Genomic DNA, 20,870 nt, shown 5'->3' on the forward strand with positions numbered 1-20,870 from the left:
TTGGCGAGTTCACCGGGAGGGTCGAGTGGCGAAGCGGCGGAAGGTCGGCAATCTGCTGGCGCTGGCCGTGTTGTCGGCGCTCACCCAGCGGCCCATGCACCCCTACGAGATCGCGACGGAGCTGCGCGGCTGGGGGAAGGACCGTGACATGGACCTCAAGTGGGGGTCCTTCTACACGGTCGTCCGCAACATGGACAAGCACGGCCTCATCGAGGCGGTCGAGAGCGTGCGCGAAGGCCGCAGGCCCGAGCGCACCGTCTACCGCATCACCGAGGCGGGCCGTGCGGAGATGGTCGACTGGGCCGGTGAGCTGGTCTCCACTCCCGTGCGTGAGCACCCGCACTTCCGCGCGGGGCTCTCGGTGCTCGCGGCGCTGCACCCCGACGAGGCCGTGCGGCTGCTGACGCGGCGGCGCGAGTTGCTCGACGACGCGCTCACCACCGCGCGTGCCGTGCTCGCGGAGCACCTGAGATCCGTGCCGCGCCTGTTCCTCGTGGAGGAGGAGTACGACATCGCCATGCAGGAGGCCGAGGCGGCGTGGGTGGGTTCGCTGCTCGCCGAGCTGACCTCGGAGGAGTACCCGGACCTCGGCGCGTGGCGTGTGGCGCACGAGACCGGTGAGATACCGGCCGAGCTCGCCGACCTCGCCGAGCAGAAGCGGGACACACGATGACACGCTGACACGCGGCCCCGGCGTGGTGCGCCAACACCACGCCGGGGCCCTACCCCGAACCGCGCCTGCGGAAGGCGTCCCGGCACGAGGCGGCAACCAGAGAATAGCCGGGTCTCCCTCCAGGGCCGGTTCTGTCACCACCAGAACCGATCACCAAGGAGAGCACCATGACCACGGTCAAGACGGCCGTCGTCGTCGGCGGCGGCATCGCCGGTCCGATGGCGGCGCTGGCGCTGCGCAAGGCAGGCATCGCGGCCACCGTGTACGAGGCGTACCCGAGCGTCGCCGACGGCGTCGGCGGCACCCTCGCTCTGGCGCCGAACGGCCTCGCGGCCCTGCGCGTCCTCGGCGCCGACGACGCCGTGCGCGCCATCGCCACCCCCATCACGAGGAACGTCCTCGCCATCGGCGCCAGGCGTTTCGACCTGCCGGTCGTCGCGGGGCTGCCGCCGCTCCAGGTCGTGCACCGCGGCGCGCTGCACCGGGAGCTGCGCGACGTCGCCGTCGCGGGTGGAGTGCCGGTCGAGTACGGCAGACGCCTGGTCGGTGTGCGCGAGACCGCCGCCGGCGTCACCGCGGTCTTCGCCGACGGCGGCACCGTCACGGCCGACGTCCTCGTCGGGGCCGACGGCATCCGCTCCACCGTCCGGGGCCTCATCGACCCCGGCGCGGCGGGCCCGCGGTACACCGGACTCCTCGGTTTCGAGGCCGTGGCACGCCACGAGACCGGCGCGGCCCCCGGCACCATGACCTTCACCTTCGGCAAAGGCGGCTATTACCTGTACTGGCCCGAGCCCGGCGGCGGCACACGGTGGGGGGTGAACCTGCCGCAGGACCGGCCGATGACCCTCGTCGAGGCCCGCGCGGTGCCGGCGTCCGAATGGATGGACCGGCTGCGCGCCGCCTATGCCGCCGACACCCCCGGACACGACCTCATGCGGACCAGCGACGCGGACGATCTCCAGGTGACCGGGTCACTGCTGATCATGCCGCCGCTGCGCCACTGGCACCGCGACCGCATGGTGCTCGTGGGTGACTCGGCGCACGCGCCGTCCAACAGCTCCGGCCAGGGTGCTTCCCTGGCCCTGGAGAGCGCGATCCAGCTGGCCCGCTGCCTGCGCGACCTTCCCGACGTCCCTTCGGCCTTCGCCGCCTACGAACGTCTGCGCCGGCCCCGCGTCGAGCGGATCGCGGCCCGTGCCGCGCGCCTCAACCACGCCAAGGCCCCCGGTCCGGTGGCGAGGCGCCTGATGCCGCTCCTCATGCCGCTGATGCTGAAGACGGTCATGAACCCCGAGAAGACCCTCGCGCCTGAGCAGCGCCACGTCATCGACTGGCCGGCCCCGGTGTCCGACGAAGACCTTAAAGTGGGGATGAATAAGACTTATGGGGTAGCGGGTAATAATTAGCCGTTAAGTTATCTCATGCAAAAATTCAGGCTATCCGGCATAAAGGAAAATCGGTAATCTGCGTCCGTCGGGCTGTGACGTACGGCTGAGAGGCGCCGATGGCGGATGCGCTCGTGGTTCCGGTGCGGTTGGCGGCGCTCCACCTGGTGCAGGACGTCGGGGTCGTCGAGCCCGTCGACTTCTCGCGGTTGCCGTACGTCGACCCGGTGACGGGACGAGACGTCCACGCGGGGACGCCGTACGTCAGCGACGCGATCCTGCCGGAGCCGTTCGAGGACCAGGACCATCTGCTCGGCGCGGGGGTGCATCTGCACTGGTCGCTGCCGGACGCGTTGACGCGCCTGGTGCAGCGGGACGGCGGGACGCGGGTTCCCGCCGTTCCCGACCGCTGGCTGGTCACGCGGCGGCGCGACGGCGTCGTGGAACGTTCCTGGGTGGTAGAGAGCGACTACCTCGCGCCGCCTGGCGACACCTCGGCCACGGGGGTCCCGTTCCCCGCGACCGGAGGCGGCGTGCCGTACCGCAGGCTCGGACGCGCCGTGCCGCTGGCGAACTGGCGCAAGGACCTGCCGGGTGACCGGCTCGGCCGGGTCACGGCCGTCGGCCACGGCGACCCGGCGTTCGCGGCGTTCTACCCGGCGTGTCACAGCGTGTTCGGGTTCCACGACACCGACTTCTCCGCCGCACGGCCGCCGAGCGGCACGAGCTACGAGGTGGCCGGCTGGTACTCGGCGGCCGCTCAGGACGCGCTCGCGGAGCTCGACACCGGCGCCGGATGGAAGGACACGCTCGCCGACGAGTACAAATGGGGTGCGCCGGCCGGCGCCGCGCGGCCCGGGTCCCTCATCTGCTTCGCCTCGGTGCTCTTCCGGCCGGACGGCGGCGCCTTCAGTTCCCTGCTGACCGGCGCCGACCCGCAGGTGTTCGTCGGCGGCACCGCCACCGAGGCGCTCGCCGCGTGCATCGGCACCGCGCTGGACGGCGTCGCACCCGACGAGGCCGAGAGCCTGCTCGAAGCGCTCGCCTACGCCGACGAGCTGGAGACCAAACCGCTGGACGTCGGCGTGAAGCTCGCCGAGCAGCGGCACGCCGACGGCTTCCGGCCGCTGCCGCCGGGGTCGCTGTGGCGGGTACGGCGCGAGGACGACGCGGCGGCGGACGCGGCGGCACGCGAGCGCCGCGAGGCACTGGAGGTGCCGCAGGAGATCGGCGACCTGCTCAACCGGCTCAACATCGCGCAGGAGAACCTGGAACGTTCCGAGCAGGCGCTGATCGGACTGCGTGAGCAGCTTTTCACCGACTGGTACAGGTACATGCTGTGCGCCTACCCGCGCGCCGGGGACCGGGAGAGCCACCCCGACCCCGACGAGGTGCGCGGCTACATCGAGTGGCACATCGACCACCTGGACGACGGCGCACGCGAGGCGGTGGCACTGAGGACCGCCGTCACCGCCGCGCGCGGCGCGCTGGACACCGCGCTCGCCGCGTACAACACCGCGACCGCCGTCCCCGTGGGTGCGCGTTTCGTCGTGGACGGCGTCCCCGCGCCGCAGTACTACCTGCCGGCCGAGCCGGTCGTGTTGCTGACCGGCGACGCGGCGACGCCGTCGGACCGCCACGGCCAGGACGGCGCGGGACAGCCGGGTGGCCTGCTGCCGTGCCTGGTCGCCGGCCTCGCCGACCCGCGCGACCCCGCGACCCTCCAGCGGGAACTGCCGAAGCTCGGCATCGCGCCGCAGGTCTGGGCCCGCAACCCCTGGCACCCGGTGCTGCTGCACTGGGAGGCCGAGTTCCTCGGGACCGGTGGCGGCGACAACCTCGGGCCCGACCGTCCGGCGTACGACCCGGCGTTCGTCACCGAGGCCTACGAGCTGCCACCGGACACCCCGGACCTGCGCACCAGGCCCGGGTTCGAGGCGCCGACCAGGACCGCCGGCGTGTACACCGGGACCACGGTGCTGTCGCGGAGCGCCGGCACCGTCATGTCGGCGCGCATCCTGCGGTACCTCGCGGGGAACGTGCTCAGCGCCTACAACGACGCGGCGGCCACGGCGGTCACGCCGGACGACTTCCAGGCCGCGCCGGAGCCGGTGCTCACGTGGTACACCGCCGACGGCGCCGACCCCCGGCTCATGACCGTCATCAAGATCTACCGGTATCTGGCGTCCGGGGAGAGCGGCACCCTCAGCCAGGTGCTCGGCGGGTTCAACGACGCACTGATCATGCGGCGTCTCGTGCGGCAGCTCCCCGTCGCCGACCCGCTCGGCTTCCCTCCCTACCAGGACTTCGCCGAGAAGGTCGCGCGGGCCGTCGGCGACGACACCCGGCACGCGCCTGAGCCGCTCTCGCCGTTCAACCCGATCCGGGCCGGCGTGATGCGCCTGACCCGGCTGCGGATCGTCGACAACTTCGGCCTGGCCCGCGACGTCGGCACCGACGCCGCGACCACCACGACCCGCCTGCGTGTGCCGGACCGTCCCGGGTGGGCCGCGATGCCACCCCGCCTGGCCCAGCCCGCGCGGCTGTCGTTCCGCTGGCTGGACGCGGGCCACGACCTGCGCGAGATGAACGACGTCCCCGCGACGTCCCCGGTGTGCGGGTGGGTGGTGCCGGACGACCTCGACGACGGCCTGGCCTTCTACGAGGCCGACGGCGCCATGCTCGGCCTGCTCACCGCGACCCCCGACCCGGCCGACCCGCGGCAGGCCCGCTGGCAGCCGGCGCCGGGTGGCGGCGTCGCAGGCGTGGACGGCATCGGCAACGCGCACCTGCGCGCGGTGGCGGCCCGCGTCAAGGCGCTCGGCCCCGACCCGTTCGCGCGGTTCCTCGCCACGCTCGACGCGCTGACCGCCGGGGTCGAGCCGGAGGACCACAGCCTGGACGTGCTCACCGCGCGGCCGCTCGCCGTCCTGCGTGCCGAGCTGAACCTGCAGATCATGGGGCCGCCGGTCGCGCAGCAGGACTGGAACGTGTTCCGGCGGGACATGCGGAGCGCCACCCGCGACACGGCGGGGTTCACCGCGGTCGCGCTGCCGGTGCGGATCGGCGCGGCGAGCCGGCTGAACGACGGCCTCGTCGGCTACTGGCCGGAGGACCCGGCCGCGCCGCAGGGTCTCGCCGGTTTCCAGCCGGTCACGACCGCGCCGCCGGTCACCGTGTCGGTGGACGACGCGGCGCGGACGTTCACCCTGCTGGCCGACCCCCGCGCGCCGGTGCACGTGGTGTCGGGTTTCCTGCCGGCCAAGGCGGTGTCGCTGCCGGCCGAGCACTACCGGGCCGCGATGGACACGCTGCGCGTGCCGGAGTTCGCCGCTCCTGTGCTGGTGGACGGCGACGGACTGCCGCTGCCGGTGCCGGACGTCCCCGGCCACCACTGGAGCTGGCGCGAACGCACACCGTCGGCGTGGCTCGACCGGCCGCTCGACCCGGTGCACGACGACGCCGGCGCACCGGCCGTACCGACCGCACGCGAGGGGTGGCTCATCCTCGTCCCCGATCCCGAGTAGACCGAGCACACCGACCAGGCAGGAACCCCTGTGAACCCCAAGAAGATCGACTTATCGCTGACCATCGCCGAGGTCAACCAGATCCTGGACGCGCTCGGCGCTCTCCCCTACGCGCAGGTCTACGAGCTCGTCGGGACCATACAGCAGCAGGCGCAGAGCCAGCTCGGCCTCGCCTCCGTCCCCGAGGAGCGGCACGGATGAGCGACCCGCTCGTCCTGCACTGGCCGCTGGACACGCTCGCGCCAGGCGGCAAGGTCCTCGACAGCGGTCAGAACCAGATCACCGGGACGTTCGCCACGCCGCCGACGCTCGCCACCGACCCCAAGTTCCCGTGCCTGCGCCTCGGCGGCGGCAGCCAGTACGCGGTCGTGCCGTCCGGTCAGCCGCTGCTCGGGCTGACCACCTACACCGTGTCGGCGTGGATCAACTGGCCCGGCGGCCCGACCACGGCGGTCTTCGGCAAGCGGTCCCCGAACATCCGGCTGCGCCTGGAAGGCGACGGCTCCCTTGAGCACATGTGGGGAGTGCGCGGCGGCACAGGTCTGGAGACGGTGCGGACGGGCCCGGGGACCGTCCGGCAGAACACGTGGCACCACGTCGCCGTCACGCATGACGGCACCACCGCGCGGATCCTCGTGGACGGCGTGGTCGTGGCCGAGGGGGCCACGTTCAACGTGCGCGTCGCCGATCAGGAGGAGTTCTACCTGGGGTCGGGGAACGGCACCCTCGCCTACGCCGGCATGGTCGCGCACTTGCGTGTGTACGACCGCGCGCTGACGCCGGCGGAGGTCCAGCGGGACATGGCCGACGACCAGTCGCCGCTGGACGACTTCGTCCGCACCTATCCGCTGGACTTCGTGTTCGTCAACGCCGACGACCAGCCGGTGCTGTACATCGACGACGTCAAGCGCCAGACGATGACGCTGCGGATCACCAACACCTCACGTACCGACATCGAAACGTCGATGCTTCCCGGTGTCTCCTCCGGCTCCTACCACTTCGCGCTGCGGCTGCGTAAGGGGACGCTCGCCTCGGGGCTCACCCCGGCGGTGAACTCCACCGACTGGGCCATGGTGGCCGAGGCGGACGGCACGGCACTGTACTTCCAGTGGAAGACCCCATTGCGCATCCAGGCCGGCGAGAGCATCGCGATCGAGATCGCGGGGCTGAACGCCGACGGCACCGACGGGACGCACGGCACACAGGTGGAGCTGGAGTACCGGAACGTCCGGTACGTGGGTCAGCCGCCGCTGACCGGGACACGCATCCAGTACCTCGACGTGGTGAACCACCGGGGGTTGTACGACATCCCGCTCGACGTGCGTTTCGTCGGCGGGGACCGGGTGCTCTGCGACGGTGTGACGCCGAACACGCTGACGCTGCACATCGCCTGCACGATGCGTTCCGGCAAAGGCATCGTGTTCCAGAAGGCCCTCCCCACCTCGGCGTTCGTCGTGTCGTTCGACGCCGAGGCGGACGGCGACGACAAGACGCCGTGGGCCCTCACCAAGGCCGCCGCGGCCGGCGGCGTCACGCTCTCGGTGGCCGGCACGCGGTGGAACGCGCGCAAACTGCCGGACAGGGTCAGGACGTGGCAGATCACCCCGGCGGCCGATCTGGTGCTCGCGCCGGGGGAGTACGTCGAGATCACCCTCGGTGCGATCCTCGCGCTGCCGAAGCCGGGTCACGCGCCGGTGCTCGTCGAGTACTCCAACATCCCCGGATACGCCGACGGCTCGACGACGGCGATGGTGGACCGCACACCGCTGCTGTTCGCGCGGTCCTCCGCGGGGGTGAACATCGCCGCCGACAAGATCGACGCGCGGTTCCAGATCGTCCACACGCCGCAGAACGCCAACGGCGACGCGCTGGTGATCGGCAAGAAGACCGAGCAGAACCTGCGTCTCGGGTACGCCACCGACCACACGTGGATCCAGTCGCACGCCAACCTGCCGCTGGCGATCAACCCCATGGGCAACCGGGTCGGCATCGGCACCACAGGTCCGCTGGACAGCCGGGTCACGGTCGTCGAGCCCGCCGGCATGCACCTGCAGCTGCGGCGGGACACCGGGGCCGGCGCGGGTGGCCAGGTGGTGTACCTGGAGCTGTTCCAGCAGGACACCGCCGGTGCGAACGTCACCTATCCGAACCTGCGGTTCCACCACGCCAACAAGTTCTGGAACCGGATCGAGGGCCGTCCGGAAGGCTTCTTCTTCAAGGACGGGCCCACGCCGGGTGAGGGCCTGGTGGACATCACGGCGAGGACGGTCAACGCGTCGGGGCTGCGGATCGGCACCACAGGGCCGGCCGAGGGCAAGGCGACGGTCAAGGCCGACGGCAACCACCTGCAACTGCGCAGGGACGCCGCGCAGGGAGGCGGAGGCCAGATCCTGTACCTGGAGCTGTTCCAGGACACCACCTCCGGCGCGGCCGTCACCTATCCGTCGATCCGCTTCCACCACGGCAACAAGTTCTGGCACCGCATCGAGGGTCACCCCGACGGGATCAAGTTCAAGGACGGCAACATCCCGAGCGACCAGCTCATCGACATCCACACGCGCACGGTCGTCGCGCAGAACATCAGGATCGGCGGCGTCACCATCGGCGAGGCGGAGCTGCGCGCGCTGCAACATCTCATCCAGGGCCAGCTCGAGTTCGACCTGTGGAACGTCGCGCAGCAGGAGTACATCTACGCGGCCGACTACGAGCCGAGGGACAACGACCGGCGCTACGTCTACACCTGGCGGCGCAAGACGCCGGTCCTGCAGGGTCGCTGGCGCATCCACAATCCGAGCTGACCGTGACCGGCCGAAGGAGGTGACAGCACATGCCGAAGATCGAGAGGAAGAAGAAGATCACAGGCGCGCGGTTCGACCCCACCGCGCCGCCGAGGCTCAGCGAGCGTGAGCAGATCATGCAGGCGATCGCGGAGAGCCAGCGGGTCGCCGACGAGCTGGCGCGCGCGCAACGCGACGCCGAACGCGCCAGGCTCGCCACGCAGGCGCTCGGCCTGGCCCCGGCGGCGGCCGGCAACCGCGGTGACGGCAACTTCCACATCGCGTTCGTCCAGATGGGGCAGGGGGACTGCGCCGTCATGAGCACCCCGGCCGGCAAGATCATCTTGATCGACTGCGGCACCAACTCCAAGGACCTGGAGAACGGCGCGGCGTACAAGGACCGGATCGCCGCGGTGCTGACCGGCGTGCGGTTCCTCGCGGCCACCAATGTGATCAACGTCCTGATCCTCACCCATCCCGACAAGGACCACTACAACCGCCTCGGGGAGGTCCTGCCGGACGCCGTCACCGTGGAGCTCGTCTACCACAGCGCCGCGCTCGGCGACTACGGCACCGTGACCAGCTCGTGGGTGCACAACCACGCGACGGACGCGCGCTTCCGGCGTCGCCTGTTCCTGAGCCGCGATCCCGCCGGAGGCCGTGGCGCGAACACGATGCAACCAGGGGACAAGCTGGTGCCGGAGCTCATCGCGGCGGCTCCCGCCATGGGCTCCAAGATCGACAAGATGGAAGGCGCGCGTGGTCTCGTGGTCTTCGACGAGGGTGCGGGCTGCAAGATCACACTGATGGCGGCCGGGGTGGACCACGACTACACCGACGAGACCGGCAAGGGGGACGACGACACCGGCACGCACCGCAACCGGGGAAGCGTCGTGACGCTCGTCGAGACCTTCACCAAGAAGATCCTCATCTGCGGCGACGCCACCCGCAGCACCGAACGGTTCATGATGCTCGACGCCGCACGGCGCACGGCGCTCAACGACGTCGACATCATCCAGGTGGGTCACCACGGCAGCAACGTGACGTCCTCCGGCCAGACGTTCGTGGACACCGTGCGACCGCGGCACCGCGCCGTCATCAGCGCGGGCCGGAGAGGCAACCCCAAGCACCACCTGCCGGGTAAGGACGTCGTCGACCGGTACGTGCAGCGGTTCGTCGCCAGCGGCCACGCCGCGGACGCCGTGGCGCACGTCGTGTCGGCGTGGGGGCCGTTCGGCACGTCGGCCGACCCGCTGTCGGTGGACGTCACGCAGCCGGTGTACTCCACCGGGTCGAGCGGCACCCTGTACTTCGACATCTCCCCGGCCGGGGTGATCACATGACCCTCACCGCCGGTCAGCTCAAGGCCGCGGTCCGCCTGGACGGCACCCGGCTCGACCTCGCGCTCGCCGACCTCGGCTCGGCCGCCGTCACCACCGTGCTCGGGCCGTTCCTGCCGTCGGGCCGGCTGGTGCTCACCTCCGCCACGCGCACCGAGACGGCCGACGGGGTCACCGTCACCGGGACCGGCGCCGGGCCGTTCACCGGCATGAGCGTCACGGCCGAGCTCACCGCCGGCCCTTCCGACGTGACCGTCGCGCTGACCGGCACCGGCGACCGGTCGTGGTCGTTCCCCGCCGCGTTCCCCGACCTCGCGGGGACCCTGTGGGACGACCTGCGGTTCACCGGGCCCCGGCTGCGCCTGAGCTCGGTCACCCCGCCGCGTGCGGGAACGACCACGGTGCCGATGAGCTTCGACGGCACGCTGGTCGTCACGACGCGGCTCGCCGTGCTGGACCTGCTGTTCGACTCCTCGCACGACATCACCGGCGAGATCGTGATCATGCCGCAGCCCGCCGGCATGACCGTGCCGATCCGGCGCGTCCCCGTGGTCAGCCTGTTCGGCCCCGACGAGTCGCCGGGGCCGGACCTCGGCCTCATGCGTATCTCGCGCGTCAGGTACGAACTGCTCGCACTGCCGCGCTTCAACTTCGAGACCGCCGACTACGACGTGGTGAGCCGTGCGAACGTCACCGCGTACGTGCCGTTCCACATCGGCGCACGCACGGTGGAGGCCGCGCTCTCCCTCGGTGTCGCCGACTGGGGTGACGAACTGCTGCTGCGGGCCGACTTCAGCGGTCTCGGCGCCGTCAGCCTCGCGGACGTGGCCCGGTTCGCCGGACGGGACCCGTCCGAGCTCGCCATCCCGTTCGACGTGGACATCACCAGCCCGGTCGTGCCGACCGAGGTCAGTCTCCTGGTCTCCCGCGACCTGAAGGTGAGGTACGTGACCGTCACCCTGGAGACGGCGGAGGAGTGGACGATCAGCGGGCCGATCGTCCTCCAGGCGGTCGACGTGATCTTCCGGGTCAACGATCCCCTGGGGAGCCCCTGGCTGAGCGGGGCCGTCCACGGCCTGGTCGGCATCGGCCGGAACGGCGTGCTCGAACTGGCCGCCGACTTCACCGAACGCTCACTCGGGGGAGCGCTGCGCGAGGACGACGGCCCGCTGAGCGTCCGCGAGGTCTTCACCGAGCTGACGCACAGCGACGCGGGTCACCTGCCGGACCTGGAGGTCAAGCGGTTCGAGATGTTCGTGACCCTGCCGGGGGACGGACGCTCCTTCGCCTACCAGGCGGCGCTCGGTCTGGAGGGAAGCTGGCCGATCACCGACACGATCACGCTGAGCGACGTGGGGTTCGACGTCGACGCCGGCACCGACGTGATCTTCACGGCGCGTGCGGCCTTCCTCGTCGGCGGTGTGATGGTGGCGGTCGCCGCCGGCCACGACCCGCAGGACGGGTGGACGTTCAGCGGACGCACCGGGGCCGGTGAGTTCGTCCCGATCGGCCCGTTCGCCGCCGAGCTGGCCGCCGACCACGCCGGGCTGGTGCTGCCGCAGCCGCTCGCGGGGCTGAGCATCGGCAACCTCGCGGCGGAGGTCGCCACCGGCCCCGGACGGCTGTTCGTCACCGGCGAGGTCCGCTTCCCGATCGACACCACCGAGGTCGACCTGGTCGTCGCGATCGACACCGCGGCGGGGACGTACTCCGGCACCGTCGCGGTCCTCGTGCGTCCGGGCCTCGAACTGGACTTCGCGGTGTACTTCGCCAAGCAGGCCGGCGCGAAGCGCTTCGTCGCCACGTACAGAAGAGGCGGGGCCGCGCCGACGCTCAAGGAGCTCGTGGCGGCGCTGGCGCCGTCCGCGGCGCAGGACATCCCCGCCGGCATCGTCGTCGGGATCGACGACGCGCTGCTCGCCGTCGAGGACGGCACGAACGTGTTCGAGGTGGACCTCACCGCCAAGGTCGACCTGTCCGAGCTCCCCGTCGTCGGCGAGCGGCTGAAAGGCGACCAGGTCGTCGGCTTCGACCCGCTGCGGGTGCTCGCCGCCACCGGCCCCCTCACGGCCGCGCAGGTGACGGCACTCAACAGCCTGCTTCCCGCCGGCGTGGCGAGGCTGGACGCGAGCGAGTACCCCAAGGGCTTCTCCTTCAGCGGCAGGCTGCGGCTCGGCCCGCTGGAGCAGGGGGTCACGCTGCCGGTCGGCACCCCGGCCACGATCACCCCGAGCACCCCGGCGACCCCCTCGGCGCAGGCCAAGACCGCCGACGACGTGCTGTGGTACAAGGCCGGGGTCGACTTCGGGCCCGTGCACGTCGCACGGGTCGGTCTGGCGTACCGGCACGTCCAGGGACAGCCGGCGCGGCTGGCCGTCCTGGTGGACGCGGCGATCTCGGCCGGTGGCCTGACGTTGTCCTGCGACGGGCTGTCGGCGTCGGTGTCGCTGTCGGACCCGCTGGCGCTGCCGGAGTTCGGCCTGTCCGGGCTCGGCGTGTCGTACACCGGCGGGCCGGTGACGGTGAGCGGGGCCTTCCTCGCGAACACCGTCGTCCACCAGGGAAAGAACGTCGCCGCGTACAGCGGCAAGGCGGTCATCTCCACCGAGGTCCTCACCATCGGCGCGCTCGGCTCGTACATGCAGCTCCCCGAGGGCCCGTCGCTGTTCGTGTACGCGTTCCTCGACTACCCGATCGGCGGGCCCGCGTTCTTCTTCGTCGAAGGCGTCGCGGCCGGGTTCGGCTACAACCGCAGGCTGGTCGCGCCGTCCGTGGCACAGGTGGCGAGCTTCCCTCTCGTCGCCGAGGCCCTCGGCACGATGACACCCGGCACGCTCCAGGGTGAGCTGGCGCGGCTCCAGGACGACATCCCCCCGTCGCCGGGGGACTTCTTCTTCGCGGCGGGGATCCACTTCACGTCGTTCAAGATGATCGACTCGTTCCTGCTGGTGACCGCGCAGTTCGGCCACCGGTTCGAGCTGAACGTCATCGGCCTGTCCACGCTGGTGCTGCCGGTGCCGGACGCCGGCGCGGGGACCGTCACGCCGATCGCGGAGATCCAGCTCGCGCTCAAGGCCACGTTCGCGCCGGACGACGGCTACTTCTCGCTGCTGGCGCAGCTCACCGGCGATTCCTACCTGCTGTCGCGAGCGTGCCGCCTCACCGGCGGGTTCGCGTTCGTCACGTGGTTCGGCGAGGAGCACCAAGGGGACTTCGTGCTCACCGTCGGCGGCTACCACCCGCACTTCCCCGTGCCGTCGCACTACCCGTCGGTCCCCCGGCTCGGGTTCTCGTGGCAGGTGACGCCGCAGCTCAGCATGAAGGGGTCGGCGTACTACGCGCTGACGCCGGGTGCGCTGATGGCGGGGGCAGCGTTGAGCGCCGTGTACGAGGACGGGTCGCTGCGCGCGTGGTTCGACGCCGCCATGGACTTCCTCATCGCCTGGCAGCCGTACCACTACGAGGCCGGGCTGCACATCACGGTCGGCGCGTCGTACACGTTCGAGTTCTTCGGCACGCACACCATCAGCGTGCACGTCGGCACCGACGTGCGGTTCTGGGGGCCGGAGTTCGGCGGGACCGCCACGATCGACCTGGACGTCATCTCGTTCACCATCTCGTTCGGCTCCTCCACAGGCGCCACCGCGAAGCCCGTCCCGTGGAGCAGGTTCCGCACCGCGCAGCTTCCCGCCGCCGCCGACGGCGTCACCGTGGTGCTGCGCGGCGGAGCGCCGAAGGACGCCTCAGGCACCTATCTCGGCGCGGTGAACCCGGCCGAGCTGGAACTGCTCACCGACTCCGCCGTGCCGGCCACCGCGGGGTCGTCGGCCGGCACGCCGCTCGCCACCACGGGGGCCGCGCCGTTCGGCGTCGCACCGGCCGGCGTCGCGCCTGGCACCTTCAGCTCGACGCAGACCATCACGATCAAGCGCGGGACGGCCGGCGCGAACGGCGACTTCCGTTTCGAGCCGGTCGGCAAGAACCTCCCCGCCGCGCTCTGGGGAGACCGGCTCACACCCTCACCTGACGCGCCTCAGTTGCGGGAGAACCTGCTCACCGGGTACGTCATCCGGCCGAACCCCCCGGCGGAGCCCACGGTCACGCAGCGGCTGCCGATGGCGGCGCTGACCGCCGCCACCTCGTTGTCCACCGACCCCGTCATCTCGTGGTCGCCGCTGCCGCGGTTCACCAGGGCCGCCGACCAGCGGCTGAGCTTCGAGGCCGGCGCGGCGGCGCGCACGGCCATCGCCGGCACGCTCCTCCCCGGCCTGACGCTCGACCTGCACGGGCTGAGCGCCGCCGACTTCCTGCAGGCCCCGGAGGTGGCCGCCAATGGCTGAGGACCTGACCTTCGTCGGATACCGGCGGCCCACGCTGCCGTTCGGCGAGTACACCGTCGCCGTACGGCAGGAGCTCGCGAACGTCGCACCCGCGACGACCGTGGACACCACGATCTTCGAGACCAGCAGATCCTTCACCGTCGGCGGGGACAGGTTCACGCTGCCGCCGGGGACGGTGCGGTCGGTCTTCCCGCCGGACGGCAGCCTCGGCGAGCACTCCGAGGTGCTGCCGCACATCGTGCTCGAGCGGCCCACGCTGCCGTGGGAACGGGTCGCGGGCCCGGGGTCGCCGGCCGCGCGGCCGTGGCTCGCGCTGCTGGTGTTCAGCGGCGACGAGCAGCCGCCGACGACGACCGTCACGGCGGGGACGCTCGCGTCCGGCGGGGTGGCCATGCCGGCCCAGACGCTGGAGCGGGGACAGGCCGCGGCCGACCCGGTGAACGTCATCGACGTGCCGCGCGCGCTCGCCGCGTCCATCCTGCCGGCGCCGGACGACCTGGCGCGGCTCGCGCACGTCCGGCGGGCCGGCGACGACCTGGCGGTCGTCATCGCGAACCGGCTGCCGGCCGCCGGCGTGTCGTCCACCGTCCACCTGGTCTCGGTGGAGGGACGCTACGGCGCGACCGGGTTCGACCTCGGGACCGGCGGACCGGTGCGGCTGGTGACGCTGGCGAGCTGGCGCTTCTCCTGCCTGTCGGACGACCACACCTTCCCCTACCTGGTGCGTTCGCTGGCCAAGGGGGGACGGCCGTTCCGGCTGCCGGACAGCGGCGAACCGGCGGCCGAGCCGTTCCTTCGGCAGGGGTACGTGCCGGTGGCGCACCGGCTGCGGCAGGGTGGCGTGACGGCGTCGTGGTACCGGGGGCCGTTCGTCACGGGAGAGGCCCCCGACGACCCGCGGTTCGGCGTCAGGACGTCCGACGAGCTGCTGCGTTACCATCCGTCGTCCGGCATGCTCGACGTCGGGTACGCCGCCGCGTGGCAGCTCGGCCGCATGCTGACGCTCCAGCACACCACGGTGGGGCGCGGCGTCTACACCTGGAAACGGCGCCGCGCCATGGCGGACCTGCGCGACGAGCCGTCCGGCCACCCTCTGGAGATCGCGGAGATCGACGACGCGATGCCAGGCGACGTCACCGACTTCCTCGGCGGCCTGGCCACGCTGCGCGGCGTGCCGTACCGCTACCTGGTGCCGGACGAGCGCCTGCTTCCCGATGAGACGATCCGTTTCCTGCGGATCGACCCCAAGTGGATCGCGCACCTGCTGGACGGCGCGACCAGCATCGGCCGGGTGACCAGCGCCGACGCCGAACGCGACCGGCGGAACCCGCCGAAGGTCGACACCTCTCCGGTCACCGGCGCGCTGATCCGCTCGGCGCTGATCCCCGGCTACCCCGGTCTGCTGATCGACGGCTACGGTGACGCCGCGGGTACCGACCGGCTCACCCTGCTCCGGTCGGAACGCCTGTCGCCGACGGTCCTGCTCTGCCTGTTCTGCGGTGAGCTCGGCCGGCTCGACCTGCGGCAGCCTCCTGAGGAGCAGCATTTCGCCGTGGAGGTGTCGCCGGGACGCATCGGCAAGACCCTGCGCGCGGCCGACGGCTCGGCCGGCGCGTCGATCACGCCGCTGGAGCTCGGCGCGTCCCGCACGGTCCCGGTCACGGCGCTCGCCGGCGCGATGGCCACCGCGCTCGGCGTCCCCGCGACCACCGTCGACTCCGCCGTGTTCGCGCGCCACATGATCGAGACCGCGGAGCGCGTCACGTTCGTCCGGACATGACCGACGGCCCGTGTCCCCTCCGGGACACGGGCCGGTGCGCGGGGGAACGCGCGGGTCACGTGACGAGGACGCGGTCCGGGTGCGCCTTGCGCCTGCGCCGGGTCTTGACCAGGCTGTTGATCCACATCACGACGCCGCCGCCGTTGTACAGCGTGAAGAGCAGCGAGATCGACAGCATGTCGAGCAGGCCGAAGCCGTTGGCTCCCGTGCCGGTGAACAGCAGCGTTCCCAGCAGGCCGCCGTAGTAGATGATCAGCGGGATGGTGATGAAGACCAGCGACGCGATCGCGGCGAGGCGTCCCACCACCCAGAGCACCGCGTACAGGCGGATGGCCCACATCTCCTTGCGCCGCACGGCGGACTGGTCGATCCGCACGCGGGCCCGGCGGACACGGCGCCACAGGTTCAGCAGGTACGCCTCGGTGTCGGCCATCAGGCTGCGGGTGTTGAGCGCGATGGCGACGGCGTAGTACAGGTCGGTGCGCACGAACATGTAGCACTGCACGATGAAGCGGATCACGTAGCTGAACACCAGCGCGTTGAGCACGACGCGCACCGGTTCAGGCAGCGGCGCGACGCCTGAGTGGTCCAGCCACAGCACGATGAGCAGCGTGGACATGGCCGTCAGGTCGAACAGCACGCCGGCGACAACGGCGAGCAGACGCTTGCGCCTCGGCAGCAGCCACACCCCCGACATGTCGGTCTGGCCGACGATCAGGTACAGCTGGTTGCCGATCTCGATGCGGGCCTTCACCCCGACGCTGCGCGCGGCGAGCACGTGCGCGAGCTCGTGCAGGAACACCGTGGCCATCGACACGATCGACAGCACCACGATGTACATCCAGTAGTGGTCCTTGAACTGCAGCGCCGTCGCGTCCGGCATCAGGCCGGGGGTGGTGGACGCCAGCCAGATCCCCGTCGCGATGATGGCGAAGCCGAGCAGGATGACCGGAGTGTTCACCAGGCGCTTCGCGGCCTTCTGCGACACCCAGTCCAGGTTCCACCACTTCTGCCGTTCCTTCTTCGGCGGCGCGACGGCGTCCGCGCGCGACGGGTTGACGAATCCCTCCTCGGCCAGCGCGTCGAGGAACGGCTCGATGTCGGGGGACTCCTGGTGTTTGTCCTCGTAGCTGCGCACGGTCTCGCCGACGGTACGGCCCCGCGCCAGCGAGTCCAGGATGTCCAGGCCTTCTATGGGGATGGAGAGGTACACGCCGCGCAGGTCGTCCCCGATCACGGCCGTGTCGCCTTCCCGTCGCGACTGGTAGGGACGCACCTCGACCGGCGCGTCAGGTGGGTAACGGTTCATGGCTGTGCCCTTCGGGAGGCGGGCCGGGGGGTGAGCGATGCCGGGGGACGACGAGTGCGGAGGCGGGAGCCCTGGGGATGGGCTCCCGCCTGCTTGTGTGGAACGTTCCGTCAGGCGGTCGGCTGGACGACGCAGACGTCAACCGGGGAGCTGGCCTTGACCGACTCCAGCCGGCGCACGGGCAGGGTCTTCTTCTTGATCATCTTGTACACCTCCTTCTCGGGTCGTGCGCTGACACCGGCCGGAACCGGACGGTGAGTCGACGGATCCGCGTACCGTTCCGGCGGCGCCGGAATGTCACGCGGAGTAGTGCCGTTCGCGGGTCACCCGGAATCTCCGGGAGGAATTCCGCCGGCACGGGGTCGCACACGGTGCGGAAGGAATCGCGTACGCTTATTGGAGCGATGCATCTGATTTCTCCTTCCGGCTCACCGTGTGGCGTCTGAGATCAGATTGCACGGTAGGGGTGAACCCCTACATCTTCCAAATTGCTGTACGGAGTCTGTCAGATCGCGGTAAATGCGGGTTGTCGTCTCCGCCGCTGACGTCTACCGGTTCTGAACTGGCACTTCGTGATTCGACACGCTGAAGTGGTGACGTGGGGCGCAGGGGGATGTACACTCGCACGCCTCTTGCGCCAGGCGAATTCCGATTACGCCGTGGCCGAAATTCGACGTTCGCGGCAGATTGACTTCAACGCCATGGGAACAGCCTGGCGGAAAGGTTTTCATGGCCCGTTGTCCCGGGTGCGGGAATAGTGAGCACAAAACAGGCCGGGCGGCCGGAATTCGCGGCACGGGACACCGGTCGCGAAGCGGTCCGGCCGTCCGGCGGGGTCGCCGGACGGCCGGAGCGGTGACGCTGCGGGGTCAGATGTTGATCCGGCCGGCGCCTGCGCCGCCGGTGACGATGGACTTGACCTGGGACGGGGTGTCGCAGGTGTAGCCGTAGGGGATGCTCGCCACGCTGCCGCCGGTCTGGCCGGCGCCGGAGTTCACCATGTGGTTGTTGCGCGCGACCAGGGTGCCGGGGCCGGAGTCGCCTTCGCCGAGGTGGTAGGGGTCGGGGGTGTTCTCGAAGTAGTTGCACTCGACCAGCACGCCGGCGCCGACGGTGGAGGCGACGCCGTAGCTGCGCACTCCGCCGTAGTAGTTGTTGTAGACGTGGACGGGGTTGCCGAACCGGACGCGGGGGTGGCGCTGGTTGGTGCCGTCGAACCAGTTGTGGTGGTAGGTGACGCGCAGGTGGCCGCGGTCCTCGGCGCCGTTGCCGTCGTCGTGGCCGAGCAGCATGGTCTTGTCGTGGCTGGAGACACGGTTCCAGGAGACGGTGACGTAGTCGCTGCCGCGCTTGATGTCGATCGCGCCGTCGTAGCCGTTGGACAGGCTGTTGTGGTCGATCCACACGCGGGTGGAGTACTGCACGTTGACCGCGTCGTCGTCCCAGTTGCGGAAGGTCAGGTTGCGGATGATGACGTTGGAGGCGTTGCTGACGTTCAGTCCGCAGCCGGCCAGGGTGGCGCCGGAGTTGCCGATGATGGTCTTGTTGGAGCCGACCCGGAGCATGCCGGAGCAGGAGATGGTGCCGGACACGCGGATCACCGCGGCGTTGGTGCCGGCGGCGGCGGTGGTCAGGGCCGAGGAGCTGGTGACGGTGGTGGCCGAGGCGTTGCCGCCGCCGGTGGTGCCGCCGCCTTGCGTGGCCCAGCCGACCAGCCCGCCGGGGTTGCCGGGAGGCGGCCCGCTCGGCGTCGGAGTCGGCGTCGGGGTCGGGGTGCGTGTCGGAGTCGGCGTCGGGGTGCTGCTCGGCGACGGCTGGCCGGTGACCGAGCCGGTGCAGGTCACGCCGTTCAGGGTGAAGGAGGACGGCACGGGGTTGGAACCGGTCCAGCTTCCGTTGAAGCCGATCGTCGTGGAGGCGTTGGTCCCCAGGCTGCCGTTGTAATCGACGTTGGCGGCGGTGACCGTGCTCCCGCTCTGCGAGAAGGTCGCGTTCCAGCCTTGCGTGACGGTCTGCCCCGCGGTGAACGACCACCGGAGCTGCCATGAGCTCAGCGGATCACCGAGGTTGGTGATGGTGACGTTGGCCCCGAACCCCCCGCCCCACTCGGAGGCCACGGAGTACGCGACGCGGCAGCCGGCCGCGGCCGACGCCTGGGCCGTGACGAATCCCGTGACCAGGCAGAGCGCGGCGGTCGCGCCGCCGAGCACCGCCAGGATTCTTCGTGCGGACATACCTGCTCCTTCTCCGGGTCCGCGCCTGGGATGCGGATGATGTTAGCGCTAACAATTCGGTGGGCCCCGAAGCCGTGAGCCGCACCTGACCGGCGGTCCGGGGATACTTTGAGACGAGCATCGGCGTGCCGGGTACGACCGTCAAAGGTCCTGCCAGGCGCGCGCCTCGCGCCGGCGCCTCACCCTTCGTGCCGCCGCGGCGTCCCGGCAGGTCCGCACCCCTGCGACCGGCCTCACCGCGGCGATCCCCGCCGGTGAATCTTTCAGCGCGTGACAGCGCGTGACAGCGCATGACAAGGGGCCCGCACGGCCCGTGCGATCCCTCGCACACCGGCCGCGCGGGCCCCTCGTCCGACCGGCGTGAGCGCTCACGGCCGGTGGGGACACGCTTCCTGGGTCAGGATTCGAAGCCCAGGGGCAGGTACTGGGCGGCGTTGTCCTTGGTGATGGTCTCCGACGCCAGGGTGATCGACTGGGGAACCTGCTGCTCCACCAGGTCGCTCATGCCCTTGCCCTGCGCGATCAGACGAGCCAGCTTGATCGCCGACGACGCCATCGTCGGGCTGTAGGTCACCGTCGCCTTCAGCACACCACTGTCGGCCTGGATGTCCCGCATCGCGTTCGCCGACCCCGCACCACCGACCATGAAGAACTCATCCCGACCGGCCTCCTTGATCGCCGCCAGCACACCGATGCCCTGGTCGTCGTCGTGGTTCCAGATCGCATCGATCTTCTTGTGCGCCTGCAGCAGATTGCTCGCCACCTGCGTCCCCGACTCCACCGTGAACTTCGCGTCCTGCTGCGCGGTCACACTGAACCCGTAGGTCTTCAGCGCATCGGCGAACCCCTTGCTGCGATCCTGCGTCAACGGCAGCGTCGCGATCCCCTGGATCTCCAGGATCACCGGATTCGACACCCCCGCCTGCTTCAGCCGGTCACCGATGAAATGACCCGCCGCCACCCCCATGCCGTAGTTGTCCCCGCCGATCCACGTCCGGTACGACAACTTGTCCGGGAACACCCGGTCCAAATTGATCACCGGGATCCCCGCGTCCGTGGCCCGCCGCGCCACCTGGTTCAACTGCTCACCATCGTTCGGCAGAATCACCAGCGCGTTCACCTTCGCCTGGATCAGCGACTCCACCGCCGAGATCTGCTGGTTGATGTCATTGGTCGGCTCGACCGGCTTGAACTCCACATCGCTGTACTGCTTGGCCTGAGCCTCGGCGTTCTTGGCGATCGCCGCGATCCACCCATGGTCCGCCGCCGGAGCCGAGAACCCGATGACGACCTTCTCACCCGGCTGATCATTGTCGGTACCCGCCGTCGTCGCCTGCGGAGCAGCCGAACTCGGAGCCGCAGCCGGCTCATTGCTGGTGCAGGCGCTCACCAGCGCACCGGCGCCGACGACGGCGCCGCTGATCAGGAAGCCGCGCCGGGCAACGTTCTTTTCCATGATTTGTCTCCTTGGGTACCGCTGATGCGCGCCGGGGTGGCGAAGA

The 20,870-nt window shown here is 70.8% G+C and carries 11 protein-coding genes; 8 read left to right on the plus strand and 3 right to left on the minus strand.

The window, feature by feature from the left end; translation table 11 throughout:
- Positions 1 to 25 precede the first annotated feature (25 nt).
- The 8 genes from BJ992_RS01355 to BJ992_RS01390 all read left to right on the plus strand — a co-directional run bounded on the left by BJ992_RS01355 (position 26) and on the right by BJ992_RS01390 (position 15,825).
- Positions 26 to 673 (plus strand): helix-turn-helix transcriptional regulator, encoded by a 648-nt coding sequence (locus BJ992_RS01355; protein WP_184978145.1) that lies wholly within the window; start codon positions 26 to 28, stop codon positions 671 to 673.
- A gap of 167 nt (positions 674 to 840) precedes the next feature.
- Positions 841 to 2,082, plus strand: coding sequence for an FAD-dependent oxidoreductase (locus BJ992_RS01360; protein ID WP_184978146.1), 1,242 nt, complete (start codon positions 841 to 843; stop codon positions 2,080 to 2,082).
- A 98-nt stretch (positions 2,083 to 2,180) separates the two neighbouring features.
- Positions 2,181 to 5,588 (plus strand): hypothetical protein, encoded by a 3,408-nt coding sequence (locus BJ992_RS01365; protein ID WP_184978147.1) that lies wholly within the window; start codon positions 2,181 to 2,183, stop codon positions 5,586 to 5,588.
- Positions 5,589 to 5,618: 30 nt separating this feature from the next.
- Positions 5,619 to 5,789: a hypothetical protein gene (locus BJ992_RS01370; RefSeq protein WP_184978148.1), complete on the plus strand. Its 171-nt coding sequence runs from the start codon at positions 5,619 to 5,621 to the stop codon at positions 5,787 to 5,789.
- Positions 5,786 to 8,386 (plus strand): LamG domain-containing protein, encoded by a 2,601-nt coding sequence (locus tag BJ992_RS01375; RefSeq protein WP_184978149.1) that lies wholly within the window; start codon positions 5,786 to 5,788, stop codon positions 8,384 to 8,386. The genes BJ992_RS01370 and BJ992_RS01375 overlap by 4 nt, the downstream gene beginning before the upstream one ends.
- A gap of 29 nt (positions 8,387 to 8,415) precedes the next feature.
- A complete protein-coding gene (locus BJ992_RS01380; RefSeq protein ID WP_184978150.1) occupies positions 8,416 to 9,708 on the plus strand; it encodes a ComEC/Rec2 family competence protein in 1,293 nt (430 codons plus the stop codon).
- The gene (locus BJ992_RS01385; protein WP_184978151.1) at positions 9,705 to 14,045 is read left to right on the plus strand and encodes a DUF6603 domain-containing protein; all 4,341 of its coding nucleotides are present in this window, start codon (positions 9,705 to 9,707) and stop codon (positions 14,043 to 14,045) included. The genes BJ992_RS01380 and BJ992_RS01385 overlap by 4 nt, the downstream gene beginning before the upstream one ends.
- Positions 14,038 to 15,825, plus strand: a complete 1,788-nt coding sequence (locus tag BJ992_RS01390; RefSeq protein WP_184978152.1) for a hypothetical protein — start codon at positions 14,038 to 14,040, stop codon at positions 15,823 to 15,825. Before BJ992_RS01385 ends, BJ992_RS01390 begins: the two co-directional genes overlap by 8 nt.
- 55 nt (positions 15,826 to 15,880) lie before the next feature.
- On the opposite strand, the gene BJ992_RS01395 is transcribed toward BJ992_RS01390, so the two are convergent.
- From BJ992_RS01395 to BJ992_RS01405, 3 genes are all read right to left on the minus strand, one after another.
- Positions 15,881 to 17,134, minus strand: coding sequence for a zinc metalloprotease (locus BJ992_RS01395; protein ID WP_184978153.1), 1,254 nt, complete (start codon positions 17,132 to 17,134; stop codon positions 15,881 to 15,883).
- Positions 17,135 to 18,003: 869 nt separating this feature from the next.
- The gene (locus tag BJ992_RS01400) at positions 18,004 to 19,368 is read right to left on the minus strand and encodes a pectate lyase family protein (protein ID WP_184978154.1); all 1,365 of its coding nucleotides are present in this window, start codon (positions 19,366 to 19,368) and stop codon (positions 18,004 to 18,006) included.
- A gap of 397 nt (positions 19,369 to 19,765) precedes the next feature.
- Positions 19,766 to 20,824: an ABC transporter substrate-binding protein gene (locus BJ992_RS01405; protein WP_184978155.1), complete on the minus strand. Its 1,059-nt coding sequence runs from the start codon at positions 20,822 to 20,824 to the stop codon at positions 19,766 to 19,768.
- Positions 20,825 to 20,870: the final 46 nt, after the last annotated feature.

The organism is Sphaerisporangium rubeum, assembly GCF_014207705.1.
In the GTDB taxonomy this organism is placed as follows: Bacteria; Actinomycetota; Actinomycetes; order Streptosporangiales; family Streptosporangiaceae; genus Sphaerisporangium; species Sphaerisporangium rubeum.

What these genes read in the sequence shown, in the direction of transcription:
- BJ992_RS01360 (WP_184978146.1), top strand. Translation starts at nt 841, where the DNA reads ATGACCACGGTCAAGACGGCCGTCGTCGTCGGCGGCGGCATCGCCGGT.
- BJ992_RS01365 (WP_184978147.1), top strand. Translation starts at nt 2,181, where the DNA reads ATGGCGGATGCGCTCGTGGTTCCGGTGCGGTTGGCGGCGCTCCACCTG.
- BJ992_RS01375 (WP_184978149.1), top strand. Translation starts at nt 5,786, where the DNA reads ATGAGCGACCCGCTCGTCCTGCACTGGCCGCTGGACACGCTCGCGCCA.
- BJ992_RS01380 (WP_184978150.1), top strand. Translation starts at nt 8,416, where the DNA reads ATGCCGAAGATCGAGAGGAAGAAGAAGATCACAGGCGCGCGGTTCGAC.
- BJ992_RS01385 (WP_184978151.1), top strand. Translation starts at nt 9,705, where the DNA reads ATGACCCTCACCGCCGGTCAGCTCAAGGCCGCGGTCCGCCTGGACGGC.
- BJ992_RS01390 (WP_184978152.1), top strand. Translation starts at nt 14,038, where the DNA reads ATGGCTGAGGACCTGACCTTCGTCGGATACCGGCGGCCCACGCTGCCG.
- BJ992_RS01395 (WP_184978153.1), bottom strand. Translation starts at nt 17,134, where the DNA reads ATGAACCGTTACCCACCTGACGCGCCGGTCGAGGTGCGTCCCTACCAG.
- BJ992_RS01400 (WP_184978154.1), bottom strand. Translation starts at nt 19,368, where the DNA reads ATGTCCGCACGAAGAATCCTGGCGGTGCTCGGCGGCGCGACCGCCGCG.
- BJ992_RS01405 (WP_184978155.1), bottom strand. Translation starts at nt 20,824, where the DNA reads ATGGAAAAGAACGTTGCCCGGCGCGGCTTCCTGATCAGCGGCGCCGTC.